Source organism: Phenylobacterium sp., assembly GCF_025351295.1.
Lineage (GTDB): Bacteria > Pseudomonadota > Alphaproteobacteria > Caulobacterales > Caulobacteraceae > Phenylobacterium.
Genome location: NZ_JANXWD010000017.1, coordinates 1 through 18,507, shown reverse-complemented (window position 1 = coordinate 18,507; position 18,507 = coordinate 1). Strand labels below are relative to the sequence as shown.

20 protein-coding genes, 1 tRNA gene and 1 pseudogene are annotated in these 18,507 nt (G+C 69.6%); 18 read left to right on the top strand and 4 right to left on the bottom strand.

The features are described from left to right. Positions 1–148: 148 nt before the first annotated feature. Entirely contained in the window at positions 149–865 is a 717-nt protein-coding gene (gene sfsA / locus Q0R13_RS02735; protein WP_293899085.1) for a DNA/RNA nuclease SfsA, read from the bottom strand. Positions 866–980: 115 nt separating this feature from the next. On the opposite strand from sfsA, the gene Q0R13_RS02730 reads away from it, so the two are divergent. The 9 genes and pseudogenes from Q0R13_RS02730 to Q0R13_RS02690 all read left to right on the top strand — a co-directional run bounded on the left by Q0R13_RS02730 (position 981) and on the right by Q0R13_RS02690 (position 9,575). Then, on the top strand, positions 981–1,124 hold the full coding sequence (locus Q0R13_RS02730; protein WP_293899081.1) for a hypothetical protein: 144 nt from the start codon (positions 981–983) through the stop codon (positions 1,122–1,124). Further along, a complete protein-coding gene (locus Q0R13_RS02725) occupies positions 1,121–1,348 on the top strand; it encodes a hypothetical protein (protein ID WP_293899078.1) in 228 nt (75 codons plus the stop codon). The genes Q0R13_RS02730 and Q0R13_RS02725 overlap by 4 nt, the downstream gene beginning before the upstream one ends. A 70-nt stretch (positions 1,349–1,418) precedes the next feature. Beyond that, positions 1,419–2,189 (top strand): competence/damage-inducible protein A, encoded by a 771-nt coding sequence (locus Q0R13_RS02720; protein WP_293899075.1) that lies wholly within the window; start codon positions 1,419–1,421, stop codon positions 2,187–2,189. Between the two features lie 26 nt (positions 2,190–2,215). Continuing rightward, positions 2,216–2,479: a hypothetical protein gene (locus Q0R13_RS02715; RefSeq protein ID WP_293899072.1), complete on the top strand. Its 264-nt coding sequence runs from the start codon at positions 2,216–2,218 to the stop codon at positions 2,477–2,479. 174 nt (positions 2,480–2,653) lie between these two features. Next, positions 2,654–3,373 (top strand): ParA family protein, encoded by a 720-nt coding sequence (locus tag Q0R13_RS02710; RefSeq protein WP_293899069.1) that lies wholly within the window; start codon positions 2,654–2,656, stop codon positions 3,371–3,373. A gap of 256 nt (positions 3,374–3,629) precedes the next feature. Beyond that, positions 3,630–4,736: an efflux RND transporter periplasmic adaptor subunit gene (locus tag Q0R13_RS02705; protein ID WP_293899066.1), complete on the top strand. Its 1,107-nt coding sequence runs from the start codon at positions 3,630–3,632 to the stop codon at positions 4,734–4,736. 4 nt (positions 4,737–4,740) lie between these two features. Next, positions 4,741–7,931 (top strand): annotated as a pseudogene (locus Q0R13_RS02700) (multidrug efflux RND transporter permease subunit). A gap of 59 nt (positions 7,932–7,990) precedes the next feature. Beyond that, the gene (locus tag Q0R13_RS02695) at positions 7,991–8,770 is read left to right on the top strand and encodes an SDR family oxidoreductase (protein ID WP_293899063.1); all 780 of its coding nucleotides are present in this window, start codon (positions 7,991–7,993) and stop codon (positions 8,768–8,770) included. Positions 8,771–8,780: 10 nt separating this feature from the next. After that, positions 8,781–9,575: an enoyl-CoA hydratase/isomerase family protein gene (locus Q0R13_RS02690; protein WP_293899060.1), complete on the top strand. Its 795-nt coding sequence runs from the start codon at positions 8,781–8,783 to the stop codon at positions 9,573–9,575. Here Q0R13_RS02690 and Q0R13_RS02685 read toward each other — a convergent pair. Together Q0R13_RS02685 and purU are read right to left on the bottom strand one after the other, a co-directional pair. Beyond that, positions 9,572–9,883: a hypothetical protein gene (locus Q0R13_RS02685; protein ID WP_293899057.1), complete on the bottom strand. Its 312-nt coding sequence runs from the start codon at positions 9,881–9,883 to the stop codon at positions 9,572–9,574. The genes Q0R13_RS02690 and Q0R13_RS02685 overlap by 4 nt on opposite strands. Before the next feature lie 61 nt (positions 9,884–9,944). Beyond that, on the bottom strand, positions 9,945–10,787 hold the full coding sequence (purU, locus tag Q0R13_RS02680) for a formyltetrahydrofolate deformylase (protein WP_293899083.1): 843 nt from the start codon (positions 10,785–10,787) through the stop codon (positions 9,945–9,947). A gap of 131 nt (positions 10,788–10,918) precedes the next feature. Between purU and Q0R13_RS02675 the strand changes: the two genes are divergently transcribed. Then, the gene (locus Q0R13_RS02675) at positions 10,919–11,509 is read left to right on the top strand and encodes a hypothetical protein (RefSeq protein ID WP_293899054.1); all 591 of its coding nucleotides are present in this window, start codon (positions 10,919–10,921) and stop codon (positions 11,507–11,509) included. Between the two features lie 4 nt (positions 11,510–11,513). On the opposite strand, the gene Q0R13_RS02670 is transcribed toward Q0R13_RS02675, so the two are convergent. Next, complete coding sequence (locus Q0R13_RS02670) at positions 11,514–12,197, bottom strand: superoxide dismutase (protein WP_293899051.1); 684 nt, start codon at positions 12,195–12,197, stop codon at positions 11,514–11,516. 113 nt (positions 12,198–12,310) lie between these two features. On the opposite strand from Q0R13_RS02670, the gene Q0R13_RS02665 reads away from it, so the two are divergent. The 8 genes from Q0R13_RS02665 to Q0R13_RS02630 form a co-directional block, all read left to right on the top strand. Continuing rightward, positions 12,311–12,397 (top strand) — tRNA-Leu (locus tag Q0R13_RS02665). Positions 12,398–12,513: 116 nt separating this feature from the next. Next, positions 12,514–12,822: a DUF1778 domain-containing protein gene (locus Q0R13_RS02660; RefSeq protein ID WP_293899048.1), complete on the top strand. Its 309-nt coding sequence runs from the start codon at positions 12,514–12,516 to the stop codon at positions 12,820–12,822. A 19-nt stretch (positions 12,823–12,841) separates the two neighbouring features. Then, positions 12,842–13,357, top strand: coding sequence for a GNAT family N-acetyltransferase (locus Q0R13_RS02655; RefSeq protein ID WP_293899045.1), 516 nt, complete (start codon positions 12,842–12,844; stop codon positions 13,355–13,357). Between the two features lie 18 nt (positions 13,358–13,375). Further along, on the top strand, positions 13,376–13,591 hold the full coding sequence (locus Q0R13_RS02650) for a hypothetical protein (RefSeq protein ID WP_293899042.1): 216 nt from the start codon (positions 13,376–13,378) through the stop codon (positions 13,589–13,591). A 108-nt stretch (positions 13,592–13,699) separates the two neighbouring features. Further along, positions 13,700–14,482 (top strand): SDR family NAD(P)-dependent oxidoreductase, encoded by a 783-nt coding sequence (locus Q0R13_RS02645; protein ID WP_293899039.1) that lies wholly within the window; start codon positions 13,700–13,702, stop codon positions 14,480–14,482. Positions 14,483–14,544: 62 nt separating this feature from the next. Next, a complete protein-coding gene (locus Q0R13_RS02640; RefSeq protein WP_293899037.1) occupies positions 14,545–15,045 on the top strand; it encodes a DUF3237 domain-containing protein in 501 nt (166 codons plus the stop codon). Next, positions 15,038–16,375: an MFS transporter gene (locus tag Q0R13_RS02635; RefSeq protein WP_293899035.1), complete on the top strand. Its 1,338-nt coding sequence runs from the start codon at positions 15,038–15,040 to the stop codon at positions 16,373–16,375. The genes Q0R13_RS02640 and Q0R13_RS02635 overlap by 8 nt, the downstream gene beginning before the upstream one ends. A 100-nt stretch (positions 16,376–16,475) precedes the next feature. Beyond that, on the top strand, positions 16,476–18,507 hold a 2,032-nt coding region (locus Q0R13_RS02630), incomplete at its 3' end, for a TonB-dependent receptor (RefSeq protein WP_293899033.1).

Sequence of the window (18,507 nt, the reverse complement as noted above, 5' to 3'; positions counted from 1 at the left end):
CCGGGGATCCATTCCGAAGCTGTCGCGACGCTGTGCGGCAGGCCGCGCTGCGCGGCCTGCTCCCGCGACCGGGCCGGCCGGACGATGGATCCCCGGCACAAGGCCGGGATGACGGGTAAGGATTGGGCGGAGCCCCTGCGCAGGGGGTTCAGCTTGAGCCGGCGGCGCCGACCCACGGAACCGTATGTGAGATGACGACGCGTTCGGGGCTGATCTCGCAGGCGTAGGCCAGCACCTCGACGCCCGCCGCGGCCGCCTGCGCCAGGCCTATGGCGTAAGCCGGGTCGAGCTCGGCGCAGGCGGAGAAGGCGTCGCAGTCGGTCCGCTGGATCACGAACAGCATCACCGCGCGCTCGCCGGCCTCGACCATGGCCGTGAGCTCGCGCAGGTGCTTCAGCGAGCGGGCGGCGACGCAGTCCGGAAACTCGGCCAGGGTCCCGGTCCGGCGCAGGTGGCAGTTCTTGACCTCCAGCCAGCACGGCGCGCGGTCCGGCGCCTGCAGCAGGAAGTCCACCCGCGAATTGGTCCCGTACCTGACCTCACGGCGATGCTTGGCGTAGCCGGTCAGCTCGGGGATCGCGTCGGCGGCCAGCGCCTCGGCGACCAGGCGGTTGGGGTGCATGGTGTTGATGCCGACCAGCGCGCCGTCGGCCTCGACCAGTTCCACGGTGTGGGCCAGCTTGCGCTTGGGGTCTTCGGAGCGGGACACCCAGGCCGGCAGGCCTGGCGTGTTCAGCCCCAGCATCGCGCCGGGGTTGGGGCAATGGGCAGTGATCTCGCGGCCGTCGTCCAGCACCACATCGGCGAAGAAGCGCTTGTAGCGGCTGACCAGCACGCCGCGGTCGAGTGGGGAAGGGAAGTTCATCGCCGCCATGTAGGGCGTCAGGCGGAGCTTCGTCACTTCCTGCCTTTTCCCGGGAACGCACGCGCAGTACGACCGGGTCGACGTGTTGACCTTCGACATGTTTTAGGAGGCGGACATGGAACCCAGGCCGATCCACAACAAGGGCGACTACCAGGCCGCCATGACCGAGATGCGACGGCGCTGGTCGTCCGAAGACGCCCTGGAAATCCAGCGGTTGGCCGACTGGGCACGCTGGTCGATATCTACGAAGCCAGCTTGATCGGCCCTCCGAGCGCGGTCGATCCGGTGGCGGTCATCCTCGCCGACATGGAGATGAACGGCCGTAGCCGCGCCGACCTGGCGGCGATCCTCGGCCAGAACCGGGCCACCGAGATCATCGGCCGCCGGCGAGCGCTTACGTTACAGATGATCCGTCGCATTCACCGGGAGTGGCAGATCCCCGCCGATATGCTCATCGCGGAATACGATACGGCCGCGGCCTGAGCCGACCTTGCTGGTGTTTCTGCGTTGGCCGATCGACTAAAGGCGGCCACAACGCGTCGTGGGAGATCGAATGGGCCAGCCGAACGACGAAGACCGCGTCACCGCCGCCGTGCTGATTATCGGCGACGAGATCCTCAGCGGCCGCACCCAAGACACCAACCTGCGCGACATCGCCCGCTACCTGGGGGTGCTGGGGGTGGACCTGGCCGAGGCCCGCACGGTGCCCGACGTGATGGACGAGATCGTCGACGCGCTGAACGCGCTGCGGGCCCGCTACGACTATGTGATCACCACTGGCGGGATCGGGCCGACCCACGACGACATCACCGCCGACGCCATCGCCCAGGCCTTCGGGGTCGAGCTGTATGAACACCCCGAGATCATCGCCATGATGGCCGCTCGCTGGGGCGGGGAGCTGAACGCGGCGCGCCGACGGATGGCGCGGGTGCCGGTGGGCGGCGAACTGGTGAAGAACCCGGTGCAGGGGCCGCCCGGCTTCACCATCGGCAATGTCTTTACCCTGGCCGGCGTGCCATCGATCATGCGTGGCATGCTGGAGGATGTGGGTCCGCGGCTGCGGGGCGGGCGGCCGACCGTGTCGCGCACCGTGCGGGTCGAGGGCTCCGGCGAGGGGGTGATCGCCGCGCCGCTGGAGGCGGTGGCCAAGGCGCATCCCGACATGTCGCTGGGCAGCTATCCGTTCTACGGCGATGGCGGCTTCGGCTCGAACCTGGTGCTGCGGGGGCGCGATCCGGAGCAGCTGATCGCCGTGGTCGGCGAGCTGATAGCCGCCCTCAAGGGGGCCGGCATCGACAACGTGCGCGAGATCGACGTAGCCTAGACGCCAGCTGTGTTTGGAGCCTTCCGATGATCTCCCTGGTATTCGCCGCCGCCCTGATGGCCGCCGCGGCAGACCCCGCCCCGGCGCCTGCCCCTGCGGCGGCCCCTGCGCCCGCCGCCAAGGCCGCCAAGCCCAACAAGGACGGCCTGGTCTGCAAGAAGGAAGCGGTGCTGGGCAGCAAGATGCCGACCCGTGTCTGCCTGAGTCAGCAGGACTGGGACCAGCGGCGGCAGGACGGCCGGGACCAGGTCGACCAGTCGCAGCGTGGCCAAGGTCTTCGCGGCAATTGAGTCTGCCGGGCTCACGCCCGCCCCACGTCCAACCGGCCCCACGTCCGCCGGCCCCACGTCCGCCGGCCCCACGTCAGCCGGCCTTGGCTTTCCCCTGTGGATAACTTGTGCATTAACTAAGGATAAGCAGGGCAGGGCGCACACTTGGCGTCCGATATGGCTTCGAGGGCGCTCGTGAAGACGCTGGCAGTGATGTCCCGCAAGGGTGGGGCGGGCAAGACGACGGTCGCGGTCAACCTGACCCTGGCGGCGCGGGCCATGGGCCTGCGGGCCGTCCTGGCCGACGCCGACCCGATGCGCAGCGCCCACGAGGTGCTGAAGGGCCGTGAAGAGGCCGCGTCGATGCTGTTCGAGACCAGCGCCTCGAAACTGTTTACCCTCACCGAGGCCAGCCGGCGCGCCGGCGTCGAACTGCTGATCATCGACACCCCCGCCGCGCCGGAGGCCGACGTGGCCGAGGCGGTGAAGGTGGCGGACCTGTGCCTGGCCGTGGCCCGGCCCACCTACCTGGACCTGGCTGCCGCCGTGCTGTCGGTGGCGGTGATCCACCGGCTGGGGCGCCAGGGGCTGATCGCGCTGAACCAGTGCGCGCCGGCCCGCGCGGGCGTCGAGCCGCCGTCGGTGATGAAGGCTTTCGAGGCGCTGAGGTTCGCCAACCTGCCAGTGGCGCCCACGGCGGTGCGGGCGCGGATGGTCTACCAGACCGCCTTCGCCCAGGGCCGTTCGGTGCTGGAGATCGACGCCGAGGGGACCGCCGCGCGCGAGGTGCGCGACCTGTTCAGCCATGTCTGGCGGCGGCTGAACGGCGAGCGGCCGGCGGCGATGCGCTCGGCCAACGACGACATGGGCCGGGCGCGGGCGTCGGCTGGACTGAGGCTGGCGCCGTCCGCCTGAAGAAGCGTCACGACCTCCAAAAGTGACGTCGGGGTCCGCGAACCCCTGGACAGATTGTCGCACCATCCCCAGCTAAGAGGCCGTCGCCGGTTGTAGGGCGGCCCGGCGCGGTGTCGCGCGCCGTGATCTTCGACAAAGGAGTAGGGGCATGTCGGGAGCGGTCCGTTGGGCCGTGGGAGCCCTGGTGTTTCCACTATTGGTTGCCGGGTGCGGCGCCAAGAAGGATGGCGGTCCACCGCCGGCGCCTCAGGTCCTGGTGGCGACGCCGCTGGCCCGGCAGATCATCGACTGGGACGAGTTCGTCGGCCGCTTCGAGCCGATCCAGCAGGTGGAGGTGCGGCCGCGCATCTCCGGCTACGTCCAGACCGTGGCGTTCCGCGACGGCGAGATCGTCCGGAAGGGCCAGCTGCTCTTCGTCATCGACCCCGGCCCCTATCAGGCCGCGCTGTCGCAGGCCCGCGCCGAACAGAAGAGCGCCGAGGCCCAGGCCGCCAACGCCCAGGTGGAGCTGCAGCGGTCAAAGACCCTGCTGGACCAGGGCTTCGTCTCCAAGTCCGCCTATGACGCCAAGCTGGCGCAGCAGAGGATCGCAGACGCCGCCGTCGCCGGCGCCAAGGCCGCGGTCGAGGCCCGCGCCCTGGACGTGTCCTACACGCGGATCACCTCGCCGATCGCCGGGCGGGTTTCCGACCACCGGGTGGACGTCGGCAACCTGGTCAGCGTCGCCGCCGCGCCGCCGACGCTGCTGACCACCGTGGTCTCGCTGGACCCGATCCATTTCGCCTTCACCGGCTCCGAGCAGGTCTACCTGAAGTACCAGCGGGCCAACCAGCAGGGCACCCGGACCAGTTCGCGCTACGCCTCCAACCCCGTCGATATCCAGCTGCAGGACGAGACCGGCTACAACTGGCACGGCCGGATGGACTTCGTGGACAACGCCCTGGACGAGGGCTCCGGCACAATCCGCGGCCGCGCCGTGGTGCGCAATCCCGACAACCTGCTGACGCCCGGCATGTACGGCCGCATGCGCCTGCTGGGCTCGGGCGCCTATACCGCCCTGCTGATCCCTGACTCCTCGGTATCGGCCGACCAGTCCGAAAAGATCGTCATGGTCGCCGGCCCCGACGACAAGGCGACGCCGCACAAGGTGCAGCTTGGTCCCATCGTCGACGGGCTGCGCGTCGTGCGGGCGGGCCTGACCGCCAGCGACCGGGTGATCATCGAAGGGCAGGGGCGCGTGCGACCGGGCGACAAGGTGGCGCCGAAGGTGGGGCGCATCGTCGCCGCCGCGCCGACCGCGCCGCAGCCCAGCGTGCTGAGCCAGCCCGCAGCCCAGGCGACCCGCGCCGACGGCGCCCAGTAGCGCCATGCGGTTCTCGCGCTTCTTCATCGACCGGCCGGTGTTCGCGGCGGTGATCTCGATCATCGTCGTGCTGCTGGGCGTGTTCGCCTATCCGACCCTGCCAATCGCCCAGTACCCGGAGATCGCGCCGCCGACGATCACGGTGACCGCGACCTATCCCGGCGCCTCGGCCGAGGTGATCGCCGACACCGTGGCCACCCCGCTGGAGCAGCAGATCAACGGGGTCGAGGACATGCTCTACATGTCCTCCTCGTCCACCTCGGACGGGCGCCTGACGATCACCATCACCTTCAAGCTGGGAACCAACCTCAACAACGCCCAGGTGCTGGTGCAGAACCGCGTCGCGACGGCGGAGGCCCGGCTGCCGGAGGAAGTGCGAAGGCTGGGCGTCACCACGCTCAAGGCCTCGCCGGACCTGTTGATGGTGGTGCACCTCTATTCGCCGGACGGCTCGCGCAGCCCCGACTACATCTCGAACTACACCCTGCTGCACGTGCAGGACAAGCTGGCGCGGCTGGAGGGCGTGGGCGATGCGCGGATCTTTGGCGCGCGCGACTATGCGATGCGGATCTGGATCGATCCGGACAAGGCCGCCGCTCACAACCTTACCGGCGACGACATCGTGGGCGTCATGCGCGCCCAGAACGTCCAGGTGCCGGCCGGCGCAGTGGGTCAGCCGCCGTTCAGCAGCGCCGGCTCGGACTTCGAGCTCAACGTCAACACCCAGGGCCGCCTGACCGACCCCAAGCAGTTCGAGGACATCGTCCTGAAGAACGATGCCGGCGGCCATATCGTGCGCGTGCGCGACGTGGCGCGGGTCGAGCTGGGCGCCCAGGACTACAACGTCAACGCCTACCTTGACCGCGGCCAGAAGGCCGTGGCGATCGGGGTCAGCCAGCGGCCGGGCTCCAATGCGCTGGCCACCGCGGACTCGGTCCTGAAGACCATGCAGGAGGTCTCGAAGGCCTTCCCGCCGGGGCTGAAATACACGGTCATATATAACCCCACCGAATATGTGGCGGAGTCGATCAAGGAGGTCCGCAAGACCCTGTTCGAGGCCGTGCTGCTGGTAGTGCTGGTGGTGGTGGTCTTCCTGCAGACCTGGCGGGCGGCGATCATCCCGGTGCTGGCGATCCCGGTGTCGCTGATCGGCGCGTTCGCGGTGATGGCGGGGTTCGGCGCCTCGCTGAACAACCTGTCGCTCTTCGGCCTGGTGCTGGCCATCGGCATCGTGGTCGACGACGCCATCGTGGTGGTCGAGAACGTCGAGCGAAATCTCGAGGCCGGGATGTCGCCGCGCGAGGCGGCCTACCAGACCATGGACGAGGTGGGCGGGGCGCTGATCGCCATTGCCCTGGTGCTGGTGCGGTGTTCGTGCCGACCGCCTTCATCACCGGCATCTCGGGCCAGTTCTACAAGCAGTTCGCGCTGACCATCGCCTCGGCCACGGTGATCTCCTGCATGGTCTCGCTGACCCTGTCGCCGGCCATGGCGGCCCTGGTGCTGCGGCCCAAGCCGCAAAACCCGCCGCGCGAGACCGGCTGGAAGCGGCCGTTCCAGTTGTTCGGCGAAACGTTCAACAGCGGCTTCGACAGCCTCAGCCAGAGCTACAGCCGGCTGACCGGCCGCAACGTGCGGCGCGTCTTCCTGATGCTGGCGATCTACGCGGTGCTGCTGGGCTTTACGGTCTGGCGCTTCGTGGCGACGCCTACCGGCTTCATCCCGGCCCAGGACCAGGGCTATTTCATCGCCGTGGTGCAGCTGCCGCCCGGCTCGTCGCTGGCGCGGACCGACGCGGCGGTGAAGACCGTGGCCAAGGCGGCGCTCGACACCAAGGGCGTGATCCACGCGGCGTCGTTCGCCGGCCTGGACGGGACCACCTTCACCAACGCGCCCAATGCCGGGACGATCTTCATGTCTCTGACCAAGTTCGAGGATCGCGGCAGGCAGCACATCAAGGCCCCCGCAGTGCTGGACGACCTGCGCAAGCGGCTGAACGCCGCCGTGCCGGGCGCCAACGTGCTGGTGATCCAGCCGCCGCCGGTCCGCGGCATCGGCACCGGCGGCGGCTGGAAGCTGATCGTCGAGGACCAGCGCGGCCAGGGCTACCGCGCCCTGGAACAGGCGACCGACGACCTGATGATGCAGGGCAACCGGCAGAAGGACCTGACCAGCGTCTTCACCCTGTTCAACACCTCGACGCCCCGGCTGTGGGCGGCCATCGACCGGGACAAGGCCGAGCTGGCGGGCGTGCTGCCCGAGCAGGTGTTCGACACCCTGTCGGTCTATCTGGGCTCGGCGTTCGTCAACGACTTCAACTACCTGGGCCGGACCTATCGCGTTACCGCCCAGGCCGACGCGCCGTTCCGCGACGAGGCGTCGGACATCGCGCGGCTGCAGACCCGCTCGGTGACCGGGCACATGGTGCCGCTGGGCTCGCTGGCGACCATCACCGACACCTCGGGGCCGTATCGGGTGGTGCGCTACAACCTGTTCCCGGCGGCGGAGCTGCAGGGCGACACCAAGCCCGGCTTCTCGTCCGGCCAGGCGCTGGACAGCGTCGAGGCGCTGGCCAAGGCGCGGTTGCCCGAGGGCTTCGGCTACGAGTGGACCGAGCTCGCCTATGCCCAGAAGAACGCCGGCAACACCGGGGCCATCGCCTTCGGCCTGGCGGTGGTGTTCGTCTTCCTGCTGCTGGCGGCCCAGTACGAGAGCGTGACCCTGCCGCTGGCGATCATCATGATCGTGCCCATGTGCCTGCTGGCGGCGGTGCTGGGGATCAACCTGCGGGGCCAGGACAACAACATCCTGACCCAGATCGGTCTGGTGGTGCTGATCGGCCTGGCCGCCAAGAACGCCATCCTGATCGTGGAGTTCGCCAAGCAGGGTGAGGAACGGGGCCTGAGCCGCTGGGACGCGGCGGTGGAGGCCTCGCGAACCCGGCTGCGGCCGATCCTGATGACCTCCTTCGCCTTCATCCTGGGCGTGCTGCCCCTGGTGATCGCCAGCGGGCCGGGCGCGGAGATGCGCCAGGCGCTGGGGACGGCGGTGTTCTTCGGGATGATCGGGGTGACCGCCTTCGGCCTGCTGTTCACCCCCGCCTTCTACGTCATCTGCCGCTTCCTCTCGGATCGGCTGTGGAAGCCCCAGGACGTGCCGATCCTGAAGAAGCCCGACGAGACGCCCGCCGAGTAGCTTGACCGACGCTGCGGCGCCCGCGACTAGTCCTCGCAAAACCGGGAGGACTTTGCGAGATGGCGTTCAATCCCTTCGACCTGACGGGCAAGGTGGGCCTGGTCACCGGCGGCAACGGCGGGATCGGGCTGGGCATGGCCGAGGGCCTGGCCGCGGCCGGCGCCAAGGTCGCCATCTGGGGCCAGAATCCGGAGAAGAACGCCAAGGCCGAGGCGACGCTGAAGGCTCACGGCGTCGAGGTGCTGGTGCAGACGGTCGACGTCAACGAGGAGGACGCCGTGGTGGCGGGCGTCGCCGAGGTGCTGAAGACCTTTGGCCGGCTGGACTTCTGCGCCGCCAACGCCGGGGTCGGCGGCGGGGCGCCGTTCGCGGAGATGACCACGGAGAAGTGGCGCCGCGTCACCACGGTCAACCTGGACGCCGTGTTCTGGACCTTCCGCGAGGCCGCCAAGCACATGGTGGAACGCGCCCAGGCGGGCGACCTCGGCGGCTCGCTGCTGGTGACCTCCTCCACCTCGGCCATCCACGGCGCGCCGCGCAACCAGGCCTATGCGGCCACCAAGGGGGCGGTGCTCTCGCTGGTGCGCGGCCTGGCCGTGGAGTACGCGCGCTACGGCATCCGCGCCAATTCCGTGCTGCCGGGCTGGATCCGCTCGGACATGACCGCCGCCGCCCAGAAGTGGGACAAGTTCAACGACCAGGTGATCGGCCGCGTGCCCATGCGCCGCTGGGGCAACCCGGAGGACTTCTCCGGCCTGGCGGTCTACCTGGCCTCCGACGCCAGCCGCTTCCACACCGGCGACAGCTTCGTGATCGACGGCGGCTACACGATCTATTGAGGAGCTTGCGATGGCCGACCGCTATGCCCGCTACGAACGCCTGAAGTTCGAGCGGCCCGCCGACGGCGTGCTGCGGATCGTGATGAGCAATCCCGGCAAGCTCAACGCCGCCGACGCCCTCATGCACCGCGAGCTGGCCGAGATCTGGCGCGATGTGGACGCCGACCCGGATGTGCGCTGCGCGATCCTGACTGGCGAGGGGACAGCCTTCTCGGCCGGCGGCGACTTCGAGATGATCCAGGCGATCGTCGACGACTTCGAGGTCCGCACGCGGACGATGCGCGAGGCCCGCGACATCGTCATGAACCTGATCGACTGCCAGACGCCGGTGATCAGCGCCATGCGCGGCGTAGCGGTCGGCGCGGGGCTGGTCTGCGGGCTGCTGGCGGACATCTCGATCGCCACGCCGGACTGCCGGATCATCGACGGCCACACGCGGCTGGGCGTGGCGGCCGGCGACCATGCGGCGATCGTCTGGCCGCTGCTCTGCGGCATGGCCAAGGCGAAATACTACCTCTTGACCTGTGACCCGCTGAACGGCGCCGAGGCCGAGCGGATCGGGCTGATCTCGCTGGTGGCGCAGGACGCCGACCTGGACGCCAAGGCGATCGAGGTGGCGACCAGGCTGGCCAATGGCGCCACCCGGGCGATAGCCTGGACCAAGCACACCTTGAACCACTGGCTGCGCACCGCGGGCCCGGCCTTCGACGCCTCGCTGGCGCTCGAGTTCCTGGCCTTCACGGGGCCGGAAGCGGCGGAGGGGCTGGCGTCGCACCGCGAGAAGCGGAAGCCGAAGTTCGTCTAGGTTTCGTCGTCGTCCTCACGGTCCCAGCCGCCGCCCTTGCCGTCTTCGAAATCCGGCAGCAGGGCGAACAGCGCGAGAAGGCCGCCGATGAAGCAGGCGATGCCGAAGATCTCGGTCGGGTTCGGTCCGGGCGGCGCCGCCGCGCGCCGGATCTCCAGCACCTCGGGCGGCGGGATCCAGCCCACCGGCATCGCGCCCGGTGTTCCGCACCGCACGGTGCGCCCCTCCATGTCGTTGCAGGTCGGCGCGGCCCAGGCCGCCGCGGCGCTCGACAGCAGGATGACGAAAGCCAGGAGCAGCAGACGCATGGGCGCCAGCATCCTCCTCGGCGCGCCGCCGATCAACCTCCCTGTGGAGGGCCGACGCGCGTCAGTCCGTGAACACCACGGTCTTGCGCCCGTTCAGCAGCACCCGGTCCTCGATGTGCCAGCGCACCGCGCGGGCCAGCACGCGGCGCTCGATGTCGCGGCCCTTGCGGACCAGGGCGGCCGGGGTGTCGCGGTGGCTGATCCGCTCCACGTCCTGTTCGATGATCGGGCCCTCGTCGAGGTCGGCGGTGACGTAGTGGGCGGTGGCGCCGATCACCTTCACGCCGCGGCTGTGGGCCTGGTGATAGGGCCGCGCGCCCTTGAAGCCGGGCAGGAACGAATGGTGGATGTTGATGCAGCGGCCTTCCAGCCGGCCCGCCAGGTCGGCGGACAGCACCTGCATGTAGCGGGCGAGCACCACCAGTTCGGTCCCGGTGTCGTCGATCAGCCGCAGGAGGCCCGCCTCCTGCGCGGCCCGGGTGTCCGGGGTGGTCGGCAGGTGATGGAAGGCGACGCCGTCCAGGTCGGTGTGCGGGAAGCTGGCGGCCGGGTGGTTGGAGACCACGGCGGTGATGTCCATCGCCAGCTCCCCCTGTCGCCAGCGCCAGATCAGGTCGGCCAGGCAGTGGTCGGTCTGGGAGGCCAGGATCATCACCCGGCGGCGCTCCTTGCGCCCGCGCAGGGTCCAGGTCATGGCGTGGTCGTCCGCGGCCGGGCGGAGATGGCCGCGCCAGGTCTCGGCGTCCGTGTCGCCGGGGTCGAACACCACCCGCATGAAGAACCGGCCGGTCTCCTGGTCGTCGTACTGCTGGGCGTCGAGGATATTGGCGCCGCGTTCGAACAGCAGGGTCGAGACGCGCGCCACGATACCGCGGCGGCCGTCGCAGGAGAGGGTCAGGATCATGCCGCGGCAGCCGTGGCAGGCCGACCCGGGGAAGGTCAAGCCGCCGCGGCCGCCCGCCGGCGATCGTGGCGGTTGCCGCGGTCCGCCGCGCAGGCGATGCTCCGGGCAAGCTTGGCTGAGAGGATCGCCGCATGCGTGCACTGAAGTTGGTGGTGATCGGGGCACTGGCCGCACAGGCCCTGACGCCGGTGGCCGCGGCGGCCCAGCCGCGCGGCGACCGCTACGCCACCCAGGCCTGCTTGGACGCGATCCAGGGCGAGGTGCGCGACCGCTATCCCCAGGCCGGCGCCATTCGCTTCGTGACCCGCGAGCCGACCCGGGTCTCCGACGTGGAGACCCAGGTCCAGGGCAAGGGTGAGTTCGACGACCGCAACGGCGGGGCGGCGCGCTTCGCCTACGGCTGCACCTACAACAACCGCACCAACCGCACCTTCGCCCTGGATGTGCGCGACGTGCGCCCGGTCCCCGGCTCTACCGGCAAGAAAGACAACAGCGCCGCCATCGCCGGCCTGGTGCTGGGGGCCATCATCGTGGGCGCCCTGGTCGCGAGCAGCGACAAGGGCAAGGACAATGACAAGGACCGTGATCGCGACCGCGATCGCGACCGGCGAGACGACAGCTGGAGTCCGGCGGACGGCGTCCGGTGCAGCCGGCGCGACGCCGCCTGCTATGAGGACGGCAGCTATTCCGACCGCTGGACCCGCCGGGTCTTCGTCCGCTGAGGGATCAGGCGCCCGGGCGCTCGGCGTCGCCCCGGCCACCGCCGGCCGGCGCGTCGGCCTCGGGTGCGGGGTAGCCGAAGCCCTGGCCCTGGCCGTCCGACGCCGCGAGCTGGGCGGCGGCGAAGTCCCAGTTGGCGACGTTGTCGAACCAGCGCGCAAGGAAGGCCTTCCGGTCGTTCTTGTAGTCCAGGTAATAGGCGTGCTCCCACAGGTCGCAGACCAGCAGCGGGAACAGCCCCTCCTGGGTCAGCGGGCCCTCCGCGTCGTGGGTGGTGACCACCTTCAGGCCCTCCGAGCCGGTGACGATCCACACCCAGCCCGAGCCGAAGTGGCCGGCGCCGTCCTCGACGAAGGCGTCCTTCAGCGCCGCCAGGCCGCCGAACCGCAGGATCGCCTGGGCCAGGTCGCCGGCCGGCGCCGCACCGCCGACCGCGCGCATGCAGGGCCAGAAGAAGGCGTGGTTCCAAGCCTGGGCGGCATTGTTGAACAGCCCCTTGTCGCCGGTGCGCTTGGCCTCGCGCACCACCTCCTCCAGCGGCCGCCCCGCCAGGCCCGCCTTGGCGGCCAGATCGTTGGTCTTCTCGACGTAGGTCCGGTGGTGCTTGTCGTGGTGGGTGCGCAAGGTGTCGGCGGACACGAACGGCGCCAGCGCATCATAGGCGTAGGGAAGCTCGGGCAGGACGTACATGGGGCCTCGGGGCTGGGGGCTTGATGACCTCCAACCCCTGAGCCGGCCGCCTGTTCCGTCGTCCGCGAAGCAGGCTGGCGCGCGCCGCCCCCGCCTCGTAAACCAAGGGGACGGCGGGCGTGGCGGAATTGGTAGACGCAGCGGACTTAAAATCCGCTTCCGGTCACGGAGTGTCGGTTCGAGCCCGACCGCCCGCACCAGACTTCAACCCGCCACGCCGCTTGCAGCGCGAGCCTCCGGCGCTGTTGCATGACTTCGACTTGTTGTATTGACAACGTCGTGGCGAATTCCGATTTGACGTCGAGGAGCTCCCGTGATGCCCGCCGTTGTCCGCCGCTCGTCCTCCACACCGCGCAGCGCGCGCAAGGACGATGTCATTCAGATTCGGGCGTCCGCCGAGACGAAGGCGATCCTGACCCGCGCTGCGGCGCTGCGCGGTCAGAAGCTTTCAGAGTTCATGCTCGATAGCGCGCGCCGGCAGGCTGAGGATGCGCTGCTGGATCAGCGCAACTTCTTTCTCAAACCGGAAGCCTTTGACACCTTCCTGGCGCTCCTGGACGCGCCGGCCGAGCCGGCGCCGCGGCTGGCAGACGTGATGCGCCGCAAGGCCCCGTGGGACTCGTGACGACTTGGCGCCGCCAAGCGTGCTTCCGCCCGAGCCGCTCGGGTCGCAGCACGAGATCGAGCCGTTCAGCAACGGCCGCCATGCATCGCTCGACGACTGGTTGCGTCAGCGCGCCCGGGGCAGCGAGGGCCTCTCGGCGCGAACCTATGTCAGTTGCGCCACCGAGCGCGTGAACCGGGTCGTCGGCTACTACGCCATCTCGACGGCGGCGGCGCACCGGGTGGCTATCCCAAGTGCAAAGCTCCGGAAGGGCATGCCGGCGGAGGTTCCGCTTCTGCTGCTGGGCCGGCTGGCGGTCGATGCCGCGTTCCAGGGCCAAGGTCTTGGCGCGGCGCTGCTGGCGGATGCTCTGAAGCGTTGCGCCGCGGCTTCGGCGATCGCCGGCGTCCGCGGCGTCATCACCCATGCGATCGACGACGAGGCCGTGCAGTTCTATGCGCGGTATGGCTTCGTGCCTGCGCCGCCGTTGGGCGCGAGCACCCTGTTGATGCCGAGCGAGGTGCTCCGCGCGACCATTGCCCTGCCAAATGCGTAGCCGCTGCTGGCATTCACGATGAGGCTGGCCGATGCGCTCGCCGAGCAGCCGCGCGATATGGTCCTGGCGCTGCGCCGCGACTGGGACGAGAGCGTCGGTCCGCCGGTGGCCGAAGGCCGCCGCGTGCATTCGCGCCACGCCGTCGAGGGCGGCTTCGGTGGCAACCGTGGCGCGGAGATCGCCGCACGACGCGAGGCGGTGCTGGCCCGGTCCCGCGAGCAGCGGGGCGGATAGGCCCGCGGTTGCACGGTGGGCAAGAAGTAGGGCGGCGCGCGCATTGCCTGACGCTGCGTACGCCGTGCAGTGCTGCCCGCCACAAGGACCCGAGACCAAGGAATCGCGATGAAACTCGACAGCAGCATCGCCGCGGTGATCACCGGCGGCGCCTCCGGCCTGGGGGCGGCGACCGCGCGCCGGCTGGCGGCCCATGGCGTCAAGGTGGCGCTGTTCGACCTGAACGCCGAGTTCGGCGAGGCGATGGCGAAGGAGATCGGCGGGGTGTTCTGCCTGGCCAACGTCACCTCGACCGAGGAGATCGACGCGGCCTTCGCCAAGGCCCGCGCGGCGCACGGCCAGGAGCGCATCCTGGTCAACTGCGCCGGGGTCGGCGGCGGGGCCAAGACCGTGTCGCGCGACCGCGAGACCGGGGCGGTCAAGGAGTACCCGCTGGAGAACTTCGAGCGGATCGTCCAGATCAATCTGATCGGCACCTTCCGCTGCATCACCAAGAGCGCGGCCGGCATGCTGAGCCTGCCGGTGCTGGAGGACGGCGACCGCGGCGCCATCGTCAACACCGCCTCGGTGGCGGCCGAGGACGGCCAGATCGGTCAGGTGGCCTATACCGCCTCGAAGGCCGGGATCGTCGGCATGACCCTGACCATCGCCCGCGACCTGGCCAGCGAGGCCATCCGGGTCAACACCATCCTGCCGGGGATATTCGACACCCCGCTGCTGGCCCGCGCCGCCGAGCACGTGAAGGCCGGCCTCAGCGCCTCGGTGCCGTTCCCCAAGCGCCTCGGCCTGGCGCCGGAATACGCCCAGCTGGCCGAGACCATGATCACCAACGGCTACTTCAACGGCGAAGACGTCCGCCTGGACGGCGCCATCCGGATGCAGCCGCGGTAGGCGCCGCTTCCCCGTTCCGCGCAAATATGTAGAGTTCTAAGCATTGTGCGTTGGGAGGGGTCATGGCGGAGCCGGAACCGGAGGTCCTGAGGGGTCGGCTGCTGTGCACGGTGGACATCCGCCTCGACGATGATGCGCCGCTGCCGCTGGGTCGCTCGCCGTGGCGGAACCGCCGGGTCAGCTACATCGCGGGCGGGACCGTCGAGGGCGACCGGCTGCGTGGCGAGGTGCTGCCGGGCGGCGGCGACTGGTCGGAGCTGGGGTCGGGCGCGGACGGCGTGGCGCTCACCCTCATCGACGTACGCTCGGTCTGGAAGACCCACGATGGCGCGCTGATCTATGTGACCTACGGCGGGCGGCTGGTGATCCCGCAGGCGGCTCTGGCGGATTTCCGCGATCCGGCCAAGGTCGAGGGCCTGCCCGCAGACAGCTACTATTTCCGCATCCAGCCCACCTTCGAGACGGCCGACGACCGTTATGGCTGGCTGAACGCGCTGGTGGCGGTGGGGGTCGGACGTCGCACGGCCAACGGGGTCCGGTATCGGATCGTCGGCCTTGAGTAGCGTCGCCGGCGAACCGGCGATTGACGCGCGGACCCCGTCCGCCGGCTACGCCTGGTATGTCGTGGCGGTGCTGCTGGCGGCCTACACCCTGTCGTTCATCGACCGGATGATCCTCAGCCTGCTGGTCGGGCCGATTCGCGCCGACCTGGGGATTTCAGACACCCAGATGAGCCTCCTGATGGGGTTCGCCTTCGCGATCTTCTACAGCGCCCTGGGCATTCCGCTGGGCTGGCTGGCCGACCGCCGCGCGCGGCGCGGGCTGATCGTGGCCGGCGTGGCGGCGTGGAGCGTGATGACCGCCGCCTGCGCCCTGGCGCGCGGCTACGCCGGCCTGTTCCTGGTGCGGATCGGCGTCGGCGTCGGCGAGGCCACGCTGTCGCCGGCGGCCTATTCGATGCTCGGCGACTATTTCCCGCGCGAAAAGCTGGGCCGGGCGATGGCGGTCTATTCGATCGGCGTGCCGCTGGGCTCCGGCATCGCCCTGGTGGCCGGTTCGCTGGTGGTGAAGTTCGTGACCGAGGGGCCGCCGGTGATCGTCCCGCTGCTGGGCGCACTGGCCCCCTGGCGGCTGACCTTCCTGTGGATCGGCCTGCCGGGCCTGCTGGTCGCCGCCCTGGTGGCGCTGACGGTCCGCGAGCCGCCGCGCCTGGAAGCGGCGTCGACCGCCGGGCGCGGCGAGTTCATCGCCTTCCTCAGGGCCCATCCCGCGGCCATCGCGGCGCACTTCGGCGGCATGTCGCTGGTGGCGCTGGTGATGTACGGCGCCATGGCCTGGATCCCGCAGTTCCTGCACCGCACCTACGCCATGCCCGTGCCGCAGGCCGGCCTGTGGTTCGGCATCGCGACGGCCGGGTGTGGCGCGGGCGGCCTGCTGATCGGCGGCTGGATGGCCGACACCCTGTATCGGCGCGGCTACAAGGATGCGCACCTGCGGGTGATCCGGCTGAACGCCATCCTGCTGACGCCGCTGTTCGTCGGCATGGCCCTGGCCCCCTCGGCGGCCATCGCCCTGGGGCTGATGATCCTCGGCATGCTGGCCGGCACGATCCACGGCGGGGTGGCCGGGGCGGCCTTGCAGCTGATCACGCCGAACCGCCTGCGCGCCCGGATGGTGGCGCTCTACTTCCTGATCGCCAATCTGGTGGGGCTGGGCCTGGGCCCGACCGCCATCGCCCTGGTCACCGATCTGGGGTTCCACGACGACGCGGCGCTGCGGTACGGCCTGGCGATCGTGACCGCGGTGGCGCTGCCGGTTTCCGCCATCATCCTTACCGCCGGACTCAAGCCCTTTGCGCGGGCGGTCGAGGCCGCGGAACTCCGCTCCAGCTAGGTCGGCCCCAAATACTTAGCATTCTATGGATTCTTGTGTAGCATCGGTGATCTTGAGGAAGACCCTGCGCGCCATGACGGGGTCCACGGGGAGGTTTCAAATGACCAAGCAGATGGTTTCCGGCGTATCGTTCATCGCGCTGAGCACCGCCCTTCTGGCGGCCGGGGCGGCCGCGGCCCAGACGAAACCCGCCGAGGTTTCCGAGGTGATCGTCACGGCCCAGCGGGTCGCGGAAAACATCCAGAAGGTGCCGATCGCGGTGACCGCGTTCTCGAGCGCCATGCTGGAGCGGCAATCGATCGAGAGTATCCAGGACATCGCGCTCAGGACCCCGGGCTTCACCGCCGGGGCGGTGGACCCGATCCAGTCCAACTTCGCGATCCGGGGCATCGGCTCGCCCTTCGGGATCAGCCAGAACGCCGGCGGCGACCCTTCGGTCGTGGTGTTCGTCGACGGGGTCTATGCGGGCCGCGGCGGCACCCCGGACATCGACGCCCTGAACCTCGAGCGGGTCGAGGTGCTGCGCGGCCCGCAAGGCACCCTGTTCGGCAAGAACACGGTCGGCGGCCTGATCCAGTACGTCAGCAAGAAGCCGTCCGCGGACCCGTCGCTTCGGGTCGAAGGTCAGAAGGGTAACTACAACCGCTTCGTCCTCAACGCGCGGGGCAACGTGCCGCTGGCCGACAACCTGTTCCTGTCGGTAGGCGGTTCGTACAAGACCCACGACGGCTATGAGTTCAACGAAACCACGCGGCACGACGTGAACGACCAGGACCTGAGGACCGGCGCGGTCGCCCTGCGCTGGCTGCCGAGCCCAGACCTCGACATCGTGCTGGCCGCCGACATCACCAAGCAGGACCAGGCCGGCAATCCGCGCCACAACATCTGCAACACCGCCTTCCAGGGCGGGGTCCACTGCGTGGGCATAAATCCAGACCCGCGGGTCGTCGACGCCTACACCGACGGCTATCTGCGCCGCCTGCTGCAGACCCTGCGGAGCGAAGTGAACTACACCACGCCGTTCGGCGTCCTGACCTCGATCACCGCCTATCGCGAAGCGACGCTCAACTTCCGCACGCCGTTCTTCTCCAATCCGGTGAACCCGCCGAGCCAGATCGAATCCGCCGAGACCGACCACGAGCGCAACAAACAGTTCAGCCAGGAGGTCCGGCTGGCCTTCGACGCCATGGACGGACGCCTCAAGGGCCAGGTGGGCGGCTATTTCCTGCATGAGAACAACAACCGTACCGAGGACCTGCGCCAGGACTTCCCCGCGCCGTCCATCACCGGCGTGGCGACCTATCCCCAGTCGGTGAAAGGCCGCAGTTTCGCGGCGTTCGGCCAGCTTAGCTTCGCGGTGACCGACACCATCACCGCCACCGCCGGTGTGCGGGAGACCTGGGAGCACAAGAGCGGCCACTTCCAGGGCCTGAAGGTGTCCGGGCCCGGCCTGCCGCCGCCGCTCGCCGCCAACTACAACGTCAACGGCGCGAAGTCCTGGCATGCGCTGACGCCGCGCTTCGCCGTGGACTGGCAGGCCACCAAGGACGCCCTGGTCTATGCCTCGGTGACCCGCGGCTTCAAGAGCGGCGGCTTCCAGGGCATCGCCGGCTCCGCCGTCAGCCAGTCGACGCCGTATGACCCGGAATACGCCTGGAGCTACGAGGGCGGCGCCAAGACCCAGTGGTGGGACAACCGCCTGCAGGTGAACGTCTCGGTGTACCAGACCAACTACAAGGACCTGCAGATCTCGCAGCTGGTTCCACTGTGCTGCGTGGTGGTCGGCAACGCCGCGACGGCCAAGATCAAGGGCGCCGAGGTCGAGGTCGTGCTCACCCCGGTCCAGGGCCTGCAGATCGACGGCAGCTACGCGCGCCTCCACGCCCGGTTCACCAGCTTCGCCAACGGCGCGACCGCCAACTACACCGGCAAAGCCCTGCCGCGCTCGCCGGACGACAAGGTGCACCTGGGCGCCCAGTACAGCTTCGACGTGCGGGGCTGGGAGCTGCTGGGACGGGTCGATTACACGAACCAGTCGCACTCGTACTTCGAGGCTTCCAACATCGCGACCCAGAAGCAGGAGGGCTTCATCAACGTCGATGGACGCATCTCGGTCACCTCGCCCGACAAGC

Bases quoted from the DNA above. Each gene is read 5' to 3' on its own strand.
- Q0R13_RS02690 (WP_293899060.1), top strand. From the start codon at position 8,781: ATGGCCGACCGCTATGCCCGCTACGAACGCCTGAAGTTCGAGCGGCCC.
- Q0R13_RS02685 (WP_293899057.1), bottom strand. From the start codon at position 9,883: ATGCGTCTGCTGCTCCTGGCTTTCGTCATCCTGCTGTCGAGCGCCGCG.
- Q0R13_RS02660 (WP_293899048.1), top strand. From the start codon at position 12,514: ATGCCCGCCGTTGTCCGCCGCTCGTCCTCCACACCGCGCAGCGCGCGC.
- Q0R13_RS02675 (WP_293899054.1), top strand. From the start codon at position 10,919: ATGCGTGCACTGAAGTTGGTGGTGATCGGGGCACTGGCCGCACAGGCC.
- Q0R13_RS02715 (WP_293899072.1), top strand. From the start codon at position 2,216: ATGATCTCCCTGGTATTCGCCGCCGCCCTGATGGCCGCCGCGGCAGAC.
- Q0R13_RS02720 (WP_293899075.1), top strand. From the start codon at position 1,419: ATGGGCCAGCCGAACGACGAAGACCGCGTCACCGCCGCCGTGCTGATT.
- Q0R13_RS02730 (WP_293899081.1), top strand. From the start codon at position 981: ATGGAACCCAGGCCGATCCACAACAAGGGCGACTACCAGGCCGCCATG.
- Q0R13_RS02640 (WP_293899037.1), top strand. From the start codon at position 14,545: ATGGCGGAGCCGGAACCGGAGGTCCTGAGGGGTCGGCTGCTGTGCACG.
- Q0R13_RS02645 (WP_293899039.1), top strand. From the start codon at position 13,700: ATGAAACTCGACAGCAGCATCGCCGCGGTGATCACCGGCGGCGCCTCC.
- Q0R13_RS02695 (WP_293899063.1), top strand. From the start codon at position 7,991: ATGGCGTTCAATCCCTTCGACCTGACGGGCAAGGTGGGCCTGGTCACC.
- Q0R13_RS02650 (WP_293899042.1), top strand. From the start codon at position 13,376: ATGAGGCTGGCCGATGCGCTCGCCGAGCAGCCGCGCGATATGGTCCTG.
- sfsA (WP_293899085.1), bottom strand. From the start codon at position 865: ATGAACTTCCCTTCCCCACTCGACCGCGGCGTGCTGGTCAGCCGCTAC.
- Q0R13_RS02670 (WP_293899051.1), bottom strand. From the start codon at position 12,197: ATGTACGTCCTGCCCGAGCTTCCCTACGCCTATGATGCGCTGGCGCCG.
- purU (WP_293899083.1), bottom strand. From the start codon at position 10,787: ATGATCCTGACCCTCTCCTGCGACGGCCGCCGCGGTATCGTGGCGCGC.